Genomic DNA, 18,808 nt, shown 5'->3' with positions numbered 1-18,808 from the left:
ACTATGAAGCGCATTAATGTGTTAATTGTGGATGATATTAGTGACACTCGAGATAGTATCAGGCGGCTTCTCCAGTTCGAGGATGATATTGACGTTGTGGGTGAAGTTGGATCTGGTTCCGAAGCCATCTTATTTTCAGAACGAAATCGACCGGATATCATTTTAATGGATATTAATATGCCTGAAATGGATGGTATAAGGACCACCGAACTCATTGCCCAACGTGCTCCAGAATGTTCCGTGATTATCATGTCAGTTCAAGGAGAGCAAGCATATCTGCGTCGAGCCATGATGGCTGGAGCTCGAGAATACATTGTCAAACCCTTTACAGGGGATGAACTGGCAAGTGTTATCGCTAAAGTCTATGAAATGGATCAACGCAAAAGAGATGTCTTTGTAAATCTAACTAAGGTTGCTTGTGAAACAAATACCAGAAATGCAGAAATCATCACTTTCTTCAGTACCAAAGGTGGGGTCGGAAACACGACAATAGCAACAAATTTAGCGGTGCAATTAGCGAGTACAGGCAAATGGAGGGTTCTGTTAATTGATTTTAATCTTCAATTCGGTGATGTTGCAGTCTTTTTAAACCTTATTCCTAAACGATCCATTGCCGATCTAGCCCAATCCGGAACGATTAAGTACTCTGAGATTCAGCCCTACTTCCTGACCCATTCTTCTGGGCTTCAGGTTTTGGCTGCCCCTACCCGCCCGGAATATGCTGAACTGGTCACTGCAGAGCATGTCGAACAACTATTCAATGAGGTAAGAGATAAGTTTGATTATATAATCTGCGACAATGCCAGCCGATTCGATGACATTAGCCTGGTTAGCCTTGATGCTGCAACTCAGATTTGGTTAGTTTTAGCAATGGATGTGCCCACTCTTAAAAATGCCAAACTTAGTCTTGAGGTTTTAGAAGGGCTTCATTATACTTCAAAAGTTCAAGTTGTTCTTAATCGCTCAAGTAAAGAAATGGGGATGAACCCCCAAGATGTTGAGAAAAGCCTCAACGTCAAAATTAATTATGACATTCCAAGTGATGGGCGGGCTCTGGTTGCCGCCCTTAATCAGGGTGTGCCATTTGTAACCTCTCATCTACAGAGTAAAGCGTCTGAAGGAATTCGGAACATGGCAAGAAAACTTACATCTTCGCAAGAAGCTTCGACTAAGAACGAGGTTAAGAAGCAGGACCATAAAAATCGAGGTGCTTTAAAGGGACTTATTAGAGTGTTCGGATTTTAAAGGAGGGCTGCGAGCATGTCTTTGCTAAAACGCTTAGAAAAAGAGAAGGTTCATATACCTGAAGAGCCTAGGAACGAGCATAGGGCAGTTCGCCCTATTCCCCAAGCTGATCCATGGCGTGAGTTTAAAAGCAGCGTCCACCATGAAGTCATCAACGCCTTAGATAAAATTAACAATCAAGATCTTAATACCGAGACCTTGCAACCGATAGTTGAGCACACCCTTGATATTCGAGCTGATGCCTTAGGGCTAACTCCTCCTAGAACGGAACGTCAGCGCCTGACCCAAGAGGTTATGGATGAAATACTGGGCTTAGGTCCGATTGAACCTTTGCTTCAAGATCCTTCTATTAATGAAATTATGGTAAATGGTCCTCGACAAGTATACGTTGAAAGAAAAGGAAAGCTTGAACTGACTGGGGTGACGTTTTACGACGATGCTCACGTTTTGCATATAATGGAAAAAATTGTTGCGCCTTTAGGTCGGCGTATTGATGAAAGCCAACCTATGGTGGATGCTCGATTACCTGATGGTTCCAGGGTTAATGCGATAATACCCCCACTGGCTTTATATGGACCCGTATTGACCATTCGAAAGTTTTCTAAAATACCCTTTGGTATAGAAGATTTGGTAGGCTTCGGTACGTTGACTCAGGAAATGGCAGAATTCATCGATGCCTGTGTTAAAGCACGATTAAATATCATTGTCTCCGGAGGAACAGGGTCAGGGAAGACAACCACCCTGGGAGTGATCTCAGCGTTCATTCCGGAAGATGAACGTATTATTACTATTGAAGATGCCGCAGAACTTCAACTTCGACAAACCCATGTTGTCGCACTGGAAACTCGCCCGGCGAACATTGAAGGTAAAGGTGCAATCGTAATCAGAGATCTCGTACGTAACGCTTTACGGATGAGACCAGAACGAATTATCGTGGGAGAAGTTCGAAGCGGAGAAGCCTTAGATATGTTGCAGGCTATGAATACCGGTCATGATGGCTCACTTACTACCGGCCACGCCAATACTCCTCGGGATATGCTCTCTCGTCTAGAAACCATGGTCTTAATGGCAGGTATGGATCTACCTGTAAGAGCAATTCGTGAGCAAATTTCAAGTGCTATAGATGTTATTGTTCAACAGAGTCGCTTGCGGGACGGTAGCCGGAAAATTACTCATATTACTGAAGTCATGGGGATGGAGGGAGATGTTATTGTACTACAAGACATTTTCCGTTATGAGCAAATCGGTATCGAGAAGCAGGGGAAAGTTCAGGGGCATTTCCGGGCTACTGGGATTCGACCGCATTTTATAGATAAACTGATTACTGCTGGACAAATCCTTCCTGATAATATTTTTTCAAATTAGTCGTATCCTTTCACTTCCTTGAGAAAGGGGGACATCTATGCTAAAGGGGATGCCTCAAACTCTGTTACTGATTTCAGTAAGCGCAACGTTTCTAACGATTTACCTCGGAATTCTCGCCCTTGTTCATCGAGGCGAAACCCTCGAAGTAAAGCTTCAACGGTTTACTGCCTTGCGAGCACCTATAAACATTGAGACTGATAAACGAGATTTAAAATACTTACTCAAACGATTAGGGCGTTTCGCTCCACGTCGTTGGAGTGAAGGTTTAGACCTTGAATTGATACGTGGGAATATACCAATTAATGGTGGAGAGTTTTTGATTCTCCAAGGCTTTTTAACCATGTTATTCTTTCTGCTGGGATTTGCCTTGACACAAAAAATCTATGGTGGGATTCTGTTTTCCATCGTTGGCTGGTTGCTTCCCCGATTATGGCTAAAATCTGCCCAAAACAAGAAACGTCGTCAATTTAATAGTCAACTTGCAGATGCGTTGTTAGTTCTAGCCAACTCTCTAAGGGCCGGTTTTAGCCTCCTGCAAGCTATGGAAATGGTTAGCCAAGAAATGCCTAACCCTATATCAGGAGAGTTCCAGCTTGCCTTGCGAGAAATGACCTACGGTACTGCCACGGAAACTGCACTGGTACATCTATCTGAACGAGTGGGCAGTGATGTCTTAGACCTTCTCGTGACTGCCATGCTGATTCAGCGTCAGGCAGGAGGAAATTTAGCAGAGGTACTTCTAAATATCCATGCCACTATCCAGGATCGTTTACGTATCCAGCAAGAAATTAAGACCCTTACCGCCCAAGGACGAATGTCAGGATATATTATTGCCGCCCTGCCCTTTGCCATAGCAGCTGTTCTAAGTGTACTTAATCCCAACTATCTTTTCGTACTATTTAGTCATCCCATTGGCTGGGCCCTGCTTGCTGGAGGACTTATCTCACAATTGATTGGCTTTATACTAATTAAAAAGATAATTACCATCGAGGTTTAATAAGACAAACTAAGATGGAACGTTCTTTAAAAGGGGGTAGCTCCATGGAATTGCCCATTATAGTACTAAGCGTTTTTGGCACTGTTTGTTTTACGTTTCTTGCTGTCCTTTCTAATATCCAAGAAAAGAAGAAACAAGAGCGTATTTCAAGGGCATTAGGACAAAGAGAAATGATAATTGAAGTGGATGTACGTCCTTTAAGTGAACGTGTACTGCGTCCTCTGCTCCATAAATTTGCGCACCGTCTAACGAGTTTAACTCCCAAAGGAGACAAAGAGCGCACAACTACTAAGCTCAGTGCAGCTGGATTATCAGGTCAATGGGAAGAGGTGGAATGGAAAGGTTTACAATATGCCTTGAGTGTCCTACTTTGTCTTTTGCTTTTTGGGTTGTTTTCCTTAATGAAGGTTGGGTTGCTGATAAGAATAGGCATGGGGATAAACGGGCTATTGCTTGGCTATATTCTGCCAAATTATTGGTTGAAGGTTAAAGTCAGACAACGCCAAAGGGAAATCGAAAAGACGTTGCCTGATGTCCTAGATCTTTTAACAGTTAGCGTGGAGGCAGGCCTTGGATTTGATGCAGCGTTACTGAAAGTTGTAGAGAAACAAAAAGGGGTGCTTGCAGAGGAATTCCTAAGGGTTCTTCAAGAAATCAAAATGGGACGACCTCGGCGGGAGACGTTAAGGGCGCTGGCAAAACGTAACAAACCTGCTGAAGACCTTAGTAATGTGGTTGCATCCCTTGTTCAAGCAGATCAACTGGGGATATCAATTGGTGGTGTTTTGCGTAATCAAGCTAAACAAATCAGGCAGAAACAACGGCAGCGAGCAGAAGAAAAAGCTCAAAAAGCTCCGGTAAAAATGATGATTCCCTTAGTTTTTTTCGTCTTTCCCTGCATCTTTATCGTTGTGCTGGGACCTGCAGTGATTCAAATAATTGAGATACTGAAGTAGCTAGAGGGAGATGTCGCTGTGAACTATGGACAAATGCGTAATTTACGAACAGGCCAGGTTATTGCTGAGCAAGTATGGATAGCAGACTCGTATTGGACCCGATTACTTGGTCTTCTCGGTCGTTCCGAGCTAGCCCCTAGTAAAGGGCTTTGGATTAAGCCCTGCCGGCAAGTTCATATGATTGGTATGAGGTTCTCAATTTCAGTATGGTATTTAGATAAATCGGGGCAAGTATGTGGAATCATTGATGAGCTGCATCCATGGAAAGTATCTCCATACATGAGAAAGGCCTTAAGTATTCTTGAATTACCAGTGGGCTGGGGAGAAGCAACTAATACTGTACTTGGAGATAAGCTGGTTTGGGAAGAAAACCCTGTGGGTAACCCTTAGTTTTAATCTGTCTCAAAAAATGCCGATATAAGATTAGCCATTGCCAAGTGGTCTTTAACTCCTCCAAGTTCGCGCAAGGAGTGCATCCCTAGGATTGGGTTTCCAATATCCACTGAACGAATATCGAGGTGGGTGCTGGAGATTGGGCCAATGGTGGAGCCCCCTCGTTCATCAGAACGATTGACAAACGTTTGGACGGGAACGTTTGCTAATTGACAGAGCGCAGTAACGATTGCCGAAGATTCTGCATCTGTTGTGTAATTCTGATTGGCACTTAGTTTGATTACTGGACCGCCATTAAGGATGGGTCGGTTAGTGGGATCGTGTTTTTCACTTGAGTTAGGATGTAAAGCATGGGCCATATCAGCAGATATAAGAAAAGAATGCTCTAAGGCTTGGAAATAGTTTTCTCGGTCTTTTTTTTGTGCAAGCATAATTCGTTCTAGAACATGATAGAGAAGAGGAGAAGCCGCACCTTGTCTTGAAGTGCTGCCGCACTCTTCATGGTCAAAGCAAACTAGAACTTGGGTAGCTAAAGATGGTTTTGCCTGGGTAATTGCATACATACCTGCATGAATCATTGCTAGATCATCAAGACGAGAACTGGAGATAAATTCTTGTTGCAGCCCGACAAAACACCCTTTTTCAGATTCACAGAGGAACAAATCAAAATCTAGAATATCCTCAGGCAGACAATTTAGGGTTTCGGCGAGAAGATTAATTAGTACACCACCTTTTTCCAGACCCTCCGTGATTTGAGCCAATAAGGGGAGCATATCCTTTTGTTTGTTCAATTCTAAGCCTTCATTAACTTTTCGGTTCATATGAATCGCAAGATTGGGTATTACCAGTAAAGGACGATCACTATGGAATAACTTTATTTGAGGAGAAAAGGGAGATTCTCCGCGCAGGATAATTCGACCCGCCAACGAAAGCGGACGGTCTAGCCATGTATTTAGGATGGGACCTCCATAGGTTTCGACATTTAATTTAAGATAATGTCCTTCTACAGAAATCTCCGGTAAGGTTTTAACTCGAAAACTGGGGCTGTCTGTATGTGCGGCAAGGAGACGAAACCCATGTTGTTCTGGCTCGCCTTGGCCGACTATAAAAGCAATTAGAGCAGAATTATTTCGAGTCACAAAGAACTTTCCCCCAGACGTTAATGACCATTTCTCGTTCATGGATAACTCACGAAATCCTTGAGGAACGAGGAACTGCTTAATGCGTTCCACCGCATGAAAAGCAGAAGGGCTTTCCTCGATGAAATCTAGAAGTGCTTGAGCAAAGTTTCGTTCTGTAACGTTGATATAGTTTTTCATACATTCGACCACCTTTCATTGGGTTTCTTCGAATATTTTCTGTCAGCTATTGAAGGTGCAGGACATTAGACATATTATATAGAAAGATTTCGAAAGATCAACTTTAATGATGAAGAATTGTGGGATGAAAATGGAAATAGATATGAGGGATGTTCATTTCCAAACATTTGAACATATTAACTTAGAAAAGATCACAGAAGTGTGGAATAGATGCTGGCGCGGGTACTACTACGATATGTCCTATTCACATGAACTTATGAAAGTGTGGCTTGATTTAAGTCACGTCTCTTTATCACATTCGATTGCTGTACTAATCAATCATCAAGTTGTTGGCTTTGCTTTGTTATCAATAGATGGCAGTGATGGCTGGATTGCTGGAGCATGTATAGATCCTAATTACCGAAGAAACGGTCTTTTTAGCGTCCTAATGCGTTCTCAACTAAATTTGGCGGGTTCTATCCATCTAAAACGAGTTTATTTAGAGGTCCTTGAACAAAATCCTGCACGATTAGTATATCAAGCTGTTGGTTTTACGTGTGTACGACAGCTTAATGTCTATCGTAATCAACCCAAAATAGATCTAGAGAGGAGAGCAGGTAAGGTTCATTCCGTTGGAATTATACCCCTAGAGCAATACTTTAATTGCCGAAGCCTTGCTTGTTTTAATCCAGCCTGGCAACGCAGAGAAGGATATTTGAGACGTCATAATAACATTTTGGCGTTCATAAGCTCAACAGGAACAGCGGGTGCCTTATTCGCCAGAGACCTAAGGGGTCCGTTACTGGATATCTGGAGTGCTGATTCAGCGGGAGCAGAAGAGGTACTCCCCACGATACTTCAATGGTCAGGCGAATCATTGTCACTTATCAATCAACCGAATGATTTCATTTCTAACTATCTTAAAGACTATGGTATTAACCCCAGTTTAAAGCAAATCGAAATGTGTGCGGAACTGTCATAACTGCCATTCTATAAACATAAGTTAGTATAGTCCGGATGAATTGACGTGAAAAGAGGGTCGCTTTTTGGTAATTTCTATCGGGCAAGAATGTAGACAATTTATATTTTTTGAAAAAACTTGTATTTTTAGAAAGAAAGGTATATACTTAATAAGTTAACCGAGAAACTTTGAAAGGAGATTTTATGAAACAAAAAGAAAAAATTATGATTAATGCGATTTTAGAATCAATCGGTCTCGAATCCATTAAGTCAACTCAAACTGAAAAGGCAAGTTCATAATGTAAGGATAAGTAGTTACAGAAAGGGAGCGGTATTTTGACCCGGATTCTAATCCTAAAGTGTAACCTAAGCAACTTAAACCCATTCGGAAATAGCCAAGTATAAAAGCGAGATTCTTATTTTTAAGAACCTCGCTTTTATACTTGACAACAATAAAGGTATTTATGTTAAGACTAAAGAAATGTAGATGAAGAAAAAACAAGAATAGATGGGTAAACGTACGGATAATTTAATTTTATGGAGGGGTTTAAATGGCATTATCAGTACTGGGAATTGCATGCAGTCCGCGGCGCAATGGTAACACAACGAGATTACTATTAGAAGGAATGAAAATTGCTCAGACTGAAGGACACAGGACTGAATTGGTTTTTCTTTCAGACCTGAGAATGAATCCCTGCCTAGGATGTGGTGCTTGCTCAGCTGAAGGAGTTTGTGTCATTAAGGATGATATCCCAAAGCTTCAAGAAAAACTAACGAATGTTGACCGCTTAATTCTTGCTGCACCAATCTATTTTATGGGTGTAAATGCCCAAACGAAAATAATGATCGATCGTATGCAAACCTTCTGGGCGCGTAAATACCTTCTAAATCAAACACTTGTCAGGCCATCCGGGCCGGAACGAAGTGGTATTTTTATTTCAACAGCGGGCACACAACTACCGAATTTATTTGATTGCGCGGAACGTTCTGTCAAGACATTTTTTCATATGTTAGACATTAAGTATGCTCAATCCTGCCTTTATAGTAATGTAGATAAGGCAGGAGATATTGAAAAATCTCAGTCATCATTTATTGAAGTTCGTGAGGCTGCCCAAGCTCTCTTAATTCCCTAATTTCAAACTAGTTCAAAAAATCTTGCTAGTCGAATCCTTGCCTATTATGGTATACTAATTGACAGTATTATAGTAAATGATGGAAAGGAACCGTGTCTCATGCAACAAACCTCTAATCCTATGAACTTGCCTAAAATTGCGATTGTAACTGACAGTACAAGTGATCTTGATTCTAAGATGACTAAGGAGTTTGGAATTGAGATTCTGCCTTTGCATGTGGTGTACAAGGATCGAGAGTATCTTGATGGAGTTAATATCCAACCTAATGAAGTTTATGACAATATGGATATTGAAGTTCCTACGACATCATTACCTTCGCCTGCGGAAGTATCTAATTTATTAAATCGACTTAGAGACGACAACTATACACATGTTATCTCTATGCACATCTCAAGCGGCTTAAGCGGAACTTATGAAACAGTTTGTCAGGTAGCCAATGAATATAAAGACATGAAGATTGAAGTGTTGGATTCAAAAGCACTTTCCATGGGTCTCGGTTTTCCTGTTTTGGAGGCGGCTCGTGAACTTCGCAAATCGATGGATTTTCAAGCTGCGATCAAGGTGGCTAAGACCGTTTCTCAGCAAACTAAACTCTATTTTGTCTTATCAACCTTAGAATATCTTAAACGGGGTGGACGTATCGGATATGTTTCGGGTACTGTTGGTGAGCTGCTTAATATAAAACCCATCATTTCTATTAATTCCGAAGGAAAATACATAACTCATGCAAAAGTCCGGGGGAGAGATCAATCCCTAAAAAAATTGTTTGATATACTTACCGAAGGTACTGGGAATGGCCTGTTCAATGTAGCTATTGTTCATGGTGGAGCAGAACAGGAAGCTCGTAAACTCTGGCAAAAGGCCAAAGAACTTCCCAATATTAAGGAATTATTATTTAATCAGATTAGCCCAGTTATGGGGGTTCATACAGGTCCGGGACTTGTTGGTGTTATTATATCTCCAGTTATTACAGCTCAGTCTTAGACTGAGCTTATTTCTTTGGCATGATCAAAACAAGTAACCTGTCCCCTTGTTTCTCTCGAAACAAGGGGACAGATTACCTGTCTCTCTAATTAAGCCTTCTTGTTCAGCTATTACAGAACTAGTTCTCTTGTTTAATTTAAGCGGAATATGCTATACTCACTCTAAAAGGGAAGATTATCCAATAGTCTACTAAAACATTGACGATATTAAGGAGGTATGCTGGTTTGAGCATCATCGAAGATCGCTATCGCTTGTGGTCAGAAAACCCCTATTTTGAGGAAGAAATTCGGCAAGAACTAAGTCAAATCACCGATCCACAAGAAATTGAGGACCGTTTTTATACTGATTTGGAATTCGGCACGGGCGGATTAAGAGGAATTATTGCTGCTGGCACAAATCGCATAAATAAATATGTTATTCGAAAGGTAACCCAGGGGTTGGCAGAATGTGTTTGTGATCATGGGGAAGAAGGCAAGCAACGCGGGGTTGTAATTGCTTACGACTCACGCAGGTACTCACCGGAATTTGCCCTCGAAGCAGCCTTGGTTCTGGCAAAGAATAACATTAAAGTCTACCTCTTTGATGCCCTTCGACCGACGCCGGAACTTTCGTTTGCGGTTCGCCATTTGCATGCTTTAGCAGGGATTGTTGTGACGGCAAGTCATAATCCTAAAACCTATAACGGGTACAAGGTGTATTGGGATGACGGCGGACAAGTTCCTCCTGTAAAAGCCGATCAAATTCTGGCCCGCATTAATGCTAGGGAAAGCTGGTTAGGAATCGAACCTATGCCGTTAGAAGAAGCTAAGAGCTGCGGTCTTCTTCAAATCATTGGTGAAGAAATCGATCAACCATATCTTGCTCGTGTCCAGGAACTAGCCTTACACCCGGATCTCGATGCCGAAAAGGGGAAGGAACTTAAAATCGTCTATACTCCTCTGCATGGGGCAGGGAATGTACTGGTCCGAAGGGCGTTATCTGAACTCGGTTTTAGTTCTGTCAACGTCGTACTCGAACAAGAGCTTCCTGATCCAGACTTCACGACCGTTCCTTATCCTAATCCGGAAATCCCGGCAACCTTTGAACTGGCGAGAAAATACGGATACGAGATGAACGCCGATCTGCTCTTAGCAACAGATCCAGATGCTGATCGTTTAGGAGTAGCTTTACGTACGCCTCAAGGTGACTATATACAGCTTACAGGTAATCAGATTGGGGTATTATTAACCTACTATATCTTGTCTCAGAAAAAGGCCTTAGGAACACTTCCGGAAAATTCAACAATTATTAAGACGGTTGCCTCAACGGATTTGGCAGATGATGTTGCCCGATATTTCAATGTACACGTTGAGAACGTGCTGACAGGGTTTAAATTCATTGCTGAAAAAGAACGAGAAATGGAAGAGGCTGGTTGGGGGACGTTTCAATTTGGTTTCGAAGAAAGTTACGGATACCTAGCCGGGGATTTTGTGCGAGATAAAGATGCAGTGATTGCTTCAGTCTTGTTAGCTGAAGCTGCCCTTTATTACCAACAAGTTGAGGGTCGCAGTTTCTTTGATGTTCTTGAAAGTATCTATCAACAATTTGGTTATTTCCTTGAGGATCAGGAGTCTCTTGCTCTTGAAGGTAAACGTGGCAAAGAGGAAATGGCCTTAATTATGAATTCATTTCGTCAAGAGGAGATTCTCGAACTGTCTGGAATGCCTATTAAGAGATTTGATGACTATGAGCATCGACTTAGTAAAGATTTAAGCACAGGTCAGACCTATCCTCTTAAACTTCCTCGTTCGAATGTTTTAAGGTATTCTTTCACAGCGGGAGGATTTGTCATGGTACGACCTTCTGGGACGGAACCTAAAATTAAATTTTACTTTTCAGTTAAAGCGGATACTCTAGCAGATGCGACGGATCGTCTTCGTAAACTAAAGGAAGAGCTTATGCATCGTATCACCCAAATTAGGTCTGTCTAGTGAAGGATTTTTGTTCTATTCGTCGAATAATCCCGAGATAGGTAGATGTAAGTGTGCCTTAGCTCCTTGGCTTTTTCCAGTTGCTTGGTGCAGTGATTTCCTAAATGTGTCTGCCGAAAAGGGAGAGTTTCTCAAATGCAAATTAGGGACGATTGGTTCGCCGTTGTTAATCCGCACTCTGCTAATGGCAGCACCCGAAAACGATGGCCGCTGTATCTGAAACGACTTAGAGATGAAGGCTTTAATATTGACTTTGAATACACGTCCAGGCCTGGAGATGCAATTCTGATTACACAAAAAGCTCTATTGAACGGATGTACTCATATCATCTCTGCCGGTGGAGATGGGACAATGAACGAAGTGGTTAATGGCTTCTTCTTAGAGGGTCAACTTATTAATCCACAGGCTGAACTTGCCGTTTTTTCACATGGTACGGGATGCGACTTTATTCGCACATTACAAATCTCCAAAGGAATTGAGGGGTTTGTTAACGTCCTGAAACAAGGTCGCATACAGAAGGTTGACGTGGGAGAAGTCCAGTTCTATGATGATAATGGCCTGAAGCTTCATCGTTATTTTCTTAATGTCGCAGACGTTGGTTTAGGTGGGGAGACAGTCGCACGGGTTAATCGGCAAAGTAAGTTTCTAGGAGGTAAACTATCCTTTCTTATCGGATCAATCCTAAGTATTCTTCGCTATCGCAATAAAGTTATGAGTTGTGAAATTGACGGAAAACTTAGCTGCAATGGCAGGCTCAACAGCATTATGGTTGCCAACGGTCGGTATATTGGTGGAGGCATGATGATCGCTCCCCATGCCGAGATTAATGATGGATTCTTTGATGTGGTTGTCTTGGGCAACTTTTCAACTTGGACCATCTTACGGCATATTCCAAAGATCTATCGAGGCACTCATCTTAAAATTCCTGGGGTTAGTGTACAGCGTGGTCGTTCTGTTGTTATCACTTCAGCTGAAAAGATTCTACTTGATATTGATGGAGAACAACCGGGTCAAGGACCCATCCAATTTAAACTTAATCCTAGTATCTTGCGTTTGTGGGGATAGGGAAACCCAGGAATTTGCATTAAATCAGGGATAGATAGTCATAGGTGTTCTATGACTATCTATCCCTGATTTCAGTTATAAGCCTCAAGCGACCTTACATACTGGGAGAAACAGGATTTTCATAACAAAACAAAATTAATCAAAGGTCAATATTGGTCAAAATAATCCCTGACCAATATTGACCTTTGATTTAAAAAGGACTATAATTTTGATAACAAGGAAAAATACTCTAGTATAACTATAAAAATAATAGCAAGATAATAATCGATAAAGGTTATTAAACCAAAAAAAATAATGCTGATGGGGTGATAAGCATGGATTTTAAAGATTATTACGTCAGCCTAGGTGTTTCACCTGATGCCGACGAAAAAACCATAAAGAAAGCTTACCAGAAACTAGCCAAAAAATATCATCCGGATGTTAATCCCGGTGATAAAGCCGCTGAAGAAAAATTTAAAGAGGCAACTGAAGCATACCAAGCTATTAGTGATCCGGAAAAACGCCGTAAGTATGATGAATTACGACAAGATTATCAACAATGGAAAGCTCGTGGAGGGCGCGGAGATTATAATTGGGATCGATGGCAGTCTAATCCTGGTGGAGGCGGAGGGCATACTTATACCATGTCTCCTGAAGATTTTGCAGAAATGTTTGGCGGCGCTGGGAGGACAGGTGGGTTTAACTTTGGAGGGGAAGGATACTCAGACTTTTTCTCAACTCTTTTTGGAGGAATGGGAGGACAGAGCCGCGGGTTCGGTGGAGGTCCTAATGTAGCGCGCCCCCGTCAAGGTCAGAACGTTGAAGTTGAAGTTCAAGTGACTCTTGAAGAATCTTATACCGGAACGACCAGAGTAATTCGAACTGGGGAAAAACAAATCGAGGCCAAGATCCCGAAAGGGGTTAGGACAGGTTCCAAGGTACGACTTTCAGGGCAAGGGGGTCCTGGGATTAATGGTGGATTAGCGGGGAATCTCTATTTAATCATAACTGTTAGCCCTCATTCTTATTTTGTTCGTGAGGGAGATGATTTGAGAGCAGAGATTCCCATTGACTTCTACCGTGCCTTAATAGGTGGAGAGGTTAGTGTTCGGACTCTTAGCGGTGAGGTGCTGCTCAAAATACCACCACAAACCCAAAGTGGGAAAAAATTTCGCTTAAAAGGAAAAGGGATGCCAAGTTTAGAAAAGCCCTCGCAACACGGGGATCTCTTGGTCGTTGTTTCAATTGTTCTACCAGAAAACATGAGCGAGCAAGAGCTCACTGCCCTTCGTGATCTGGCGGATAAACGAGGAATTACAGTGTAATGTAGGTAAAAATGTAGCTAATTGATAACAAGCTTGAAAAGGAGTGAAAGATTATGTCTTTTGATACTAACCGTTTTACCCAGAAATCTCAGGAAGCGATTGCAAGTGCTCAAACAATGGCGGAACGCAACGGTAACAGTATGGTTGAACCCGAACATCTTTTGCTCTCCCTTTTAGAGCAAGGAGATGGCGTCGTTCCTCAAGTACTGACTAAAATAGGAATAGCAGTTGGAGCGCTCATTCAAACAATTCGTCAAGAAATAAACCGTTTCCCCCGCATTAGCGGAGGAAATGTGCAATTGAGTATCTCTCCCCGCTTAAGGACGGTCTTAGTAGCCGCTCATGATGAGATGGCGCCCTTTGGAGATGAGTACGTCAGTACTGAGCATTTACTGCTTGGGATTTTAAGTAAGGCTGGAGGGGCTGCTGAACAAACCCTAAAGCAAGTTGGGTTAACTCGGGAAAAATTGCTTCAAGCTTTACGTGAGGTGAGAGGCACCCAACGAGTCACTAGTCCTAATCCTGAAGGTACCTATGCTGCCCTTGAGCAGTATGGACTTAACTTAGTCCAACAGGCACGGCGCGGAAAGCTTGATCCAGTGATTGGTCGTGACGAGGAAATCCGCAGAGTGATTCAAACTCTATCCAGGAGAACTAAAAATAATCCCGTCCTGATTGGTGAACCAGGGGTTGGTAAAACAGCCATAGTTGAAGGATTAGCTCAGCGGATTGTCAGGGGAGACGTTCCGGAGGCAATTAAAGATAAACAAGTGATTGCTCTCGATTTAGGAACCTTAATTGCGGGAGCTAAGTACCGTGGAGAGTTTGAAGAACGCTTAAAAGCTGTTCTTAAAGAAATCCAAGACCGCGATGATGTAATTTTATTTATTGACGAGCTGCATACAGTTGTTGGGGCCGGAGCTGCAGAAGGGGCGATGGATGCCAGTAATATGCTTAAGCCGATGCTTGCTCGAGGAGAGCTTAGTATGCTTGGGGCGACAACTCTCGCAGAGTATCGCAAGCATATCGAGAAAGATGCTGCTCTCGAACGTCGTTTCCAACCTATTATGGTGGAAGCGCCTACGGTAGAAGATACAATTTCCATTTTGCGTGGTCTTAAAGAACGTTACGAAACTCACCATGGAGTCAGAATAACCGATGGGGCAATTATTGCTGCTGCTGTACTTTCAGATCGATATATTAGTGATCGTTTCCTTCCGGATAAGGCAATTGATTTAATCGATGAAGCTGGAGCGCGCATGCGAATGGAGATTACAAGTGATCCTTATGAGTTGGATCAAATTAAACGTCGAATACTGCAACTTGAGATTGAACGAGAAGCCTTGAAAAAGGAAAAGGATGATGCTAGTAAAGAACGCTTAGCAAAAATTGAGGAAGAGTTAGGAAATCTTAAGGAAGAACGGTCTGGAATGGAGGCACAGTTGCAAGGGGAACGCGAAATATTGGTTCGGATTCAACAACTTAAAGAAGAAGTTGATCGTTCCCGTACGTTGATGGAGCAAGCTCAACAGCAATTAGATTATAATAAGGCTGCAGAACTTCAATACGGCATTATCCCAGGTTTAGAAAAAGAACTAAAAGCGACGGAAGAAAAACTGCAAGTCAAGCAGAATAGCCTATTAAAGCAAGAAGTCTTAGAACAAGATATCGCTGAGATTGTAGCAACCTGGACTCATGTTCCAGTTTCCAAACTTATGGAAAGTGAAATGCAAAAGCTTGTTCACATGGAAGAGCGAATTCATCAAAGGGTCATCGGTCAAGAGGAAGCTGTTAAAGCTGTTGCTGATGCTGTACGAAGAGCACGAGCTGGGCTTCAAGACCCAAACCGCCCCTTGGGATCCTTCCTGTTCTTAGGTCCTACGGGTGTCGGGAAAACTGAGCTTACAAGGGCATTAGCAGAGTTTCTCTTTGATGACGAACAGGCTATGGTCAGGATTGATATGTCCGAATATATGGAAAAGCATACGGTGTCACGTTTGATTGGAGCCCCTCCCGGTTACGTAGGTTATGAAGAGGGAGGACAGCTCACTGAAGCTGTTCGGCGTAAACCCTATAGTGTCATTCTCTTTGACGAAGTAGAGAAGGCCCATAGTGATGTTTCTAATGTTTTGCTGCAATTGCTTGATGATGGAAGGTTAACGGATGGTCAGGGTCGCATAGTAAACTTTAAAAATACGGTAGTCATTCTAACCAGCAACATTGCGAGTCCGACGATTCAGGATCTGACTCAACGCAACGCCTCCAAGCAAGAAGTACGAGCCTCGATCAATGAGGAACTACGCCATTATTTTCGACCAGAATTTCTGAACCGTCTTGATGAAACGATTGTCTTCCATCCTCTAGGACGAGAGCATATCGGACGAATCGTTGAAATTCAGTTAGGACAGTTACGTAAACGTTTGAGTGAAAGTAAGCTGACGCTAGAATTGACAGAAAAGGCGAAAGAACAACTGACGAATGAAGGGTATGACCCCATCTACGGAGCCAGACCGCTCAAACGAGTCATTCAACAGCGACTGCAGAATCCTTTAGCCCTCAAACTATTGCAAGGAGATTTTAAAGCTGGACAGGAGATTCTTGTTGACGTTGATCAAACGGGTAATTATGGGTTTTCTACCAGGAAAGAGTCAGTGATTCTCTAAAAGGATTGGCCCTTTAACGTTTTATCCCAATTAGTTGACTTGAGAGATTAGAAAAACCTAAGAGAGTCGGGGAGCATAACAAACAGTTAAGCCCCGGCCCTTTTCTTTTTATTACGAAACACTAACAGAAATCGAAAGGCTCAAAGGATCTCCTCGAAAACTTGGCTTCTTTTGAAGACTAATTGTATAATGTAGTTAGCTAAGTTGAAAAGTAAAGTGAGGAGAATTATGTGCCCCATACAATACCGATTAACTTCCCCATTTGGCAAGGACAAGAAGGGGAAGGACGTTGTCAGATTTCATTAATCCTCCAAGATACTGGGGATGGTCTAAATGCACTTCTGATCGGTGGGGAAAAACCCCATGTCGGTGGAGTCGTCCTGGCTCTTCCGCGTCCGAGCCTACGAGGGGAAGGATGGAGTGCAGATGTATATATCACACCGGTGCCCGGCCACAAAGATGTGGAAGTTGCAAAGAGGGTTGCCGCATCCTTGGCGCGTGAACTCCAATACACTGTTGTGGTGACTGCCGGAATTCACTCGGACAACCTTTGTCCTGAGGAACTGAGCCAAATCATTGGACACTGTGAGAAACTAACTCAAGCTGCCTTAGCTGCCCTGAAGCAGGGGTAATATTTGTTATGAGGTGACACTGTGCACGCAAATTTACGAAATTTCATTGAAACTCTACAACGAGAAAAGCAGATTGTGGTTATAGAGGCCGAGGTTGACCCGAACCTTGAATTGGCAGAAATCCATCGTCGTGTCATCGAGGAAGAGGGGCCAGCTCTGCTCTTTAAACGTGTTAAAGGAAGCGCGTTTCCAGTGGTTACAAATCTATTTGGAACACGTGGACGTGTAGACCTTGCTGTTGGACCAAAGCCTGAGGTTACAGTACAACGAGCAGTAGCCGCATTGGATAGGCTGCTGCCACCAAAACCTTCGGTCCTTTGGCAGGAAAAGGATTGGATGCTTTCTCTAGCTAAGAGCGGGCTGCGAACTGTTAATCCTAAGCATGCTCCAGTCCTTGAGATACGAGAAAGCCAAGTGGATTTGACAAGACTTCCAGTGCTGACGAGTTGGCCTGAAGATGGAGGTCCATTTGTCACGTTACCCTTAGTCTATACAGAACATCCGGTGACGAGAGACCACAATTTAGGTATGTATCGTATTCAAATTTATGGAGCATCTCAAACGGGTATCCACTGGCAGATTCATAAAGGAGGAGGGTTCCACTATCATGAAGCTGAACGCTTAGGGCAGGATCTCCCCACAACTCTTTTTTTAGGAGGCCCACCGGCACTGATACTTTCGGCCATAGCTCCTCTTCCTGAAATGCTACCTGAGCTAATTTTCACCTCTTTTTTAATGGGGGAAAAGCTGAACCAAGTTAGGGTGCCTAACCATTCCCATGCTTTGATTGCCGAAGCTGAGTTTGCTATATGTGGAACTGTGCCGGCTCATGTCCGGAAGCCGGAAGGCCCTTTTGGTGATCACTATGGTTATTACTCTCTAACCCATGATTTCCCGATTTTCAATGTACATACTGTTTACCACCGAAGAGATGCTATATATCCGGCCACGGTGGTTGGAAAACCGCGCCAAGAAGACTACTATATAGGAGAATACTTGCAATCGTTGTTGTCCCCAATGTTCCCTGTGGTTATGCCGGGAGTTAAAGCGCTTTGGACGTATGCTGAAACTGGTTTTCATGCTTTAGCAGCTGCCATAGTACGGGAAAGCTATCACCGTGAAGCCTTGGCCCATGCTTTTCGAATCCTAGGAGAAGGGCAGCTTACCTTGACCAAGTTTTTGATCATTACGGACGTTCGGCTTGACTTACAAGATTTTAGAAACCTGCTCGAAACGGTATTGGCTCGCTTTGAACCAAAATCGGATCTTTTAATCTTAAACGAAACATCGATTGATACTCTAGATTATACAGGCAGACGTTTAAATCACGGAAGTAAAGCCATCATGCTTGGCTTGGGCTCTCCTATCAGGGACTTGCCTCGTGAGGCCCCTGTAGGAACTTTACCCGGAGTCTTTGAGATTAAACCCTTTTGTGCAGGTTGCCTACTGATTGAGGCTCCTTCATTTTCTAACTCTCCTGAACTTGCCAATGACCTGTTGCAGCATCTCCAAAAGGAACCGTTCCGGGATTGGCCTTTGGTGATTTTAGTGGATGATTTAAACCTTGCACTAGAACCCGCTGGTTTTCTCTGGCAAGTCTTTACTCGCTTTGATCCTGCCCATGATATCTATGCCTCCACAGAGCTGCTTAACCATCGTTTGGTATATCATGGTCCTATTTTAATTGATGCTCGGATGAAACCAGGATATCCAGGTGAAGTGATTCCTGATGAAGCGACGATAACCCTTGTCAATCGGCGCTGGAAAGAGTATGGACTAAATTAAACGTCACTAAGTATGGAGGACAAAATTTTTAAAAGGCAGGTGTTTTGACCATATAGAT

15 protein-coding genes are annotated in these 18,808 nt (G+C 42.9%); 14 read left to right on the top strand and 1 reads right to left on the bottom strand.

All coding sequences use genetic code 11. The features are described 5' to 3' along the window. Nucleotides 1–3: 3 nt before the first annotated feature. From HGJ98_RS04645 to HGJ98_RS04625, 5 genes are read left to right on the top strand one after another with little or no spacing between them, the layout of a single operon-like run. A complete protein-coding gene (locus HGJ98_RS04645) occupies nt 4–1,245 on the top strand; it encodes a response regulator (RefSeq protein ID WP_291349890.1) in 1,242 nt (413 codons plus the stop codon). 15 nt (nt 1,246–1,260) lie between these two features. Next, complete coding sequence (locus HGJ98_RS04640; RefSeq protein ID WP_291349889.1) at nt 1,261–2,610, top strand: CpaF family protein; 1,350 nt, start codon at nt 1,261–1,263, stop codon at nt 2,608–2,610. A gap of 37 nt (nt 2,611–2,647) precedes the next feature. Beyond that, a complete protein-coding gene (locus HGJ98_RS04635) occupies nt 2,648–3,607 on the top strand; it encodes a type II secretion system F family protein (RefSeq protein ID WP_291349888.1) in 960 nt (319 codons plus the stop codon). 44 nt (nt 3,608–3,651) lie between these two features. Further along, entirely contained in the window at nt 3,652–4,563 is a 912-nt protein-coding gene (locus HGJ98_RS04630; RefSeq protein ID WP_291349887.1) for a type II secretion system F family protein, read from the top strand. Between the two features lie 18 nt (nt 4,564–4,581). Further along, nucleotides 4,582–4,953: a DUF192 domain-containing protein gene (locus HGJ98_RS04625; RefSeq protein ID WP_291349886.1), complete on the top strand. Its 372-nt coding sequence runs from the start codon at nt 4,582–4,584 to the stop codon at nt 4,951–4,953. A gap of 2 nt (nt 4,954–4,955) precedes the next feature. Here the strand turns inward: HGJ98_RS04625 and HGJ98_RS04620 are convergent, their stop codons facing one another. Next, complete coding sequence (locus HGJ98_RS04620; protein ID WP_291349885.1) at nt 4,956–6,275, bottom strand: M18 family aminopeptidase; 1,320 nt, start codon at nt 6,273–6,275, stop codon at nt 4,956–4,958. Nucleotides 6,276–6,399: 124 nt separating this feature from the next. Between HGJ98_RS04620 and HGJ98_RS04615 the strand changes: the two genes are divergently transcribed. The 9 genes from HGJ98_RS04615 to HGJ98_RS04575 all read left to right on the top strand — a co-directional run bounded on the left by HGJ98_RS04615 (nt 6,400) and on the right by HGJ98_RS04575 (nt 18,750). Continuing rightward, entirely contained in the window at nt 6,400–7,236 is an 837-nt protein-coding gene (locus HGJ98_RS04615; protein ID WP_291349884.1) for an N-acetyltransferase, read from the top strand. Between the two features lie 529 nt (nt 7,237–7,765). Next, nucleotides 7,766–8,347, top strand: a complete 582-nt coding sequence (locus tag HGJ98_RS04610) for a flavodoxin family protein (protein ID WP_291349883.1) — start codon at nt 7,766–7,768, stop codon at nt 8,345–8,347. 99 nt (nt 8,348–8,446) lie between these two features. Beyond that, complete coding sequence (locus tag HGJ98_RS04605) at nt 8,447–9,331, top strand: DegV family protein (protein WP_291349882.1); 885 nt, start codon at nt 8,447–8,449, stop codon at nt 9,329–9,331. Between the two features lie 230 nt (nt 9,332–9,561). Then, the gene (locus HGJ98_RS04600) at nt 9,562–11,301 is read left to right on the top strand and encodes a phospho-sugar mutase (RefSeq protein WP_291349926.1); all 1,740 of its coding nucleotides are present in this window, start codon (nt 9,562–9,564) and stop codon (nt 11,299–11,301) included. 135 nt (nt 11,302–11,436) lie between these two features. Beyond that, complete coding sequence (locus HGJ98_RS04595; RefSeq protein ID WP_291349881.1) at nt 11,437–12,366, top strand: diacylglycerol kinase family protein; 930 nt, start codon at nt 11,437–11,439, stop codon at nt 12,364–12,366. A gap of 314 nt (nt 12,367–12,680) precedes the next feature. Then, on the top strand, nt 12,681–13,670 hold the full coding sequence (locus tag HGJ98_RS04590; RefSeq protein WP_291349880.1) for a J domain-containing protein: 990 nt from the start codon (nt 12,681–12,683) through the stop codon (nt 13,668–13,670). Nucleotides 13,671–13,723: 53 nt separating this feature from the next. Then, nucleotides 13,724–16,333: an ATP-dependent chaperone ClpB gene (gene clpB, locus HGJ98_RS04585; protein ID WP_291349879.1), complete on the top strand. Its 2,610-nt coding sequence runs from the start codon at nt 13,724–13,726 to the stop codon at nt 16,331–16,333. A 230-nt stretch (nt 16,334–16,563) separates the two neighbouring features. Continuing rightward, nucleotides 16,564–16,965, top strand: a complete 402-nt coding sequence (locus HGJ98_RS04580) for a hypothetical protein (RefSeq protein WP_291349878.1) — start codon at nt 16,564–16,566, stop codon at nt 16,963–16,965. 21 nt (nt 16,966–16,986) lie between these two features. Then, a complete protein-coding gene (locus HGJ98_RS04575; protein WP_291349877.1) occupies nt 16,987–18,750 on the top strand; it encodes a UbiD family decarboxylase in 1,764 nt (587 codons plus the stop codon). Nucleotides 18,751–18,808: the final 58 nt, after the last annotated feature.

The sequence above is a fragment of the Desulfosporosinus sp. genome, from assembly GCF_014237355.1.
Lineage (GTDB): Bacteria > Bacillota > Desulfitobacteriia > Desulfitobacteriales > Desulfitobacteriaceae > Desulfosporosinus.
Note: the sequence above shows the minus strand (reverse complement) of the source record. Positions and strands in the feature narration are given on the sequence as shown.

Coding starts and splice junctions, on each gene's coding strand:
- HGJ98_RS04645 (WP_291349890.1), top strand. CDS start 4: ATGAAGCGCATTAATGTGTTAATTGTGGATGATATTAGTGACACTCGA.
- HGJ98_RS04640 (WP_291349889.1), top strand. CDS start 1,261: ATGTCTTTGCTAAAACGCTTAGAAAAAGAGAAGGTTCATATACCTGAA.
- HGJ98_RS04635 (WP_291349888.1), top strand. CDS start 2,648: ATGCTAAAGGGGATGCCTCAAACTCTGTTACTGATTTCAGTAAGCGCA.
- HGJ98_RS04630 (WP_291349887.1), top strand. CDS start 3,652: ATGGAATTGCCCATTATAGTACTAAGCGTTTTTGGCACTGTTTGTTTT.
- HGJ98_RS04620 (WP_291349885.1), bottom strand. CDS start 6,275: ATGAAAAACTATATCAACGTTACAGAACGAAACTTTGCTCAAGCACTT.
- HGJ98_RS04615 (WP_291349884.1), top strand. CDS start 6,400: ATGAAAATGGAAATAGATATGAGGGATGTTCATTTCCAAACATTTGAA.
- HGJ98_RS04610 (WP_291349883.1), top strand. CDS start 7,766: ATGGCATTATCAGTACTGGGAATTGCATGCAGTCCGCGGCGCAATGGT.
- HGJ98_RS04605 (WP_291349882.1), top strand. CDS start 8,447: ATGCAACAAACCTCTAATCCTATGAACTTGCCTAAAATTGCGATTGTA.
- HGJ98_RS04595 (WP_291349881.1), top strand. CDS start 11,437: ATGCAAATTAGGGACGATTGGTTCGCCGTTGTTAATCCGCACTCTGCT.
- HGJ98_RS04590 (WP_291349880.1), top strand. CDS start 12,681: ATGGATTTTAAAGATTATTACGTCAGCCTAGGTGTTTCACCTGATGCC.
- clpB (WP_291349879.1), top strand. CDS start 13,724: ATGTCTTTTGATACTAACCGTTTTACCCAGAAATCTCAGGAAGCGATT.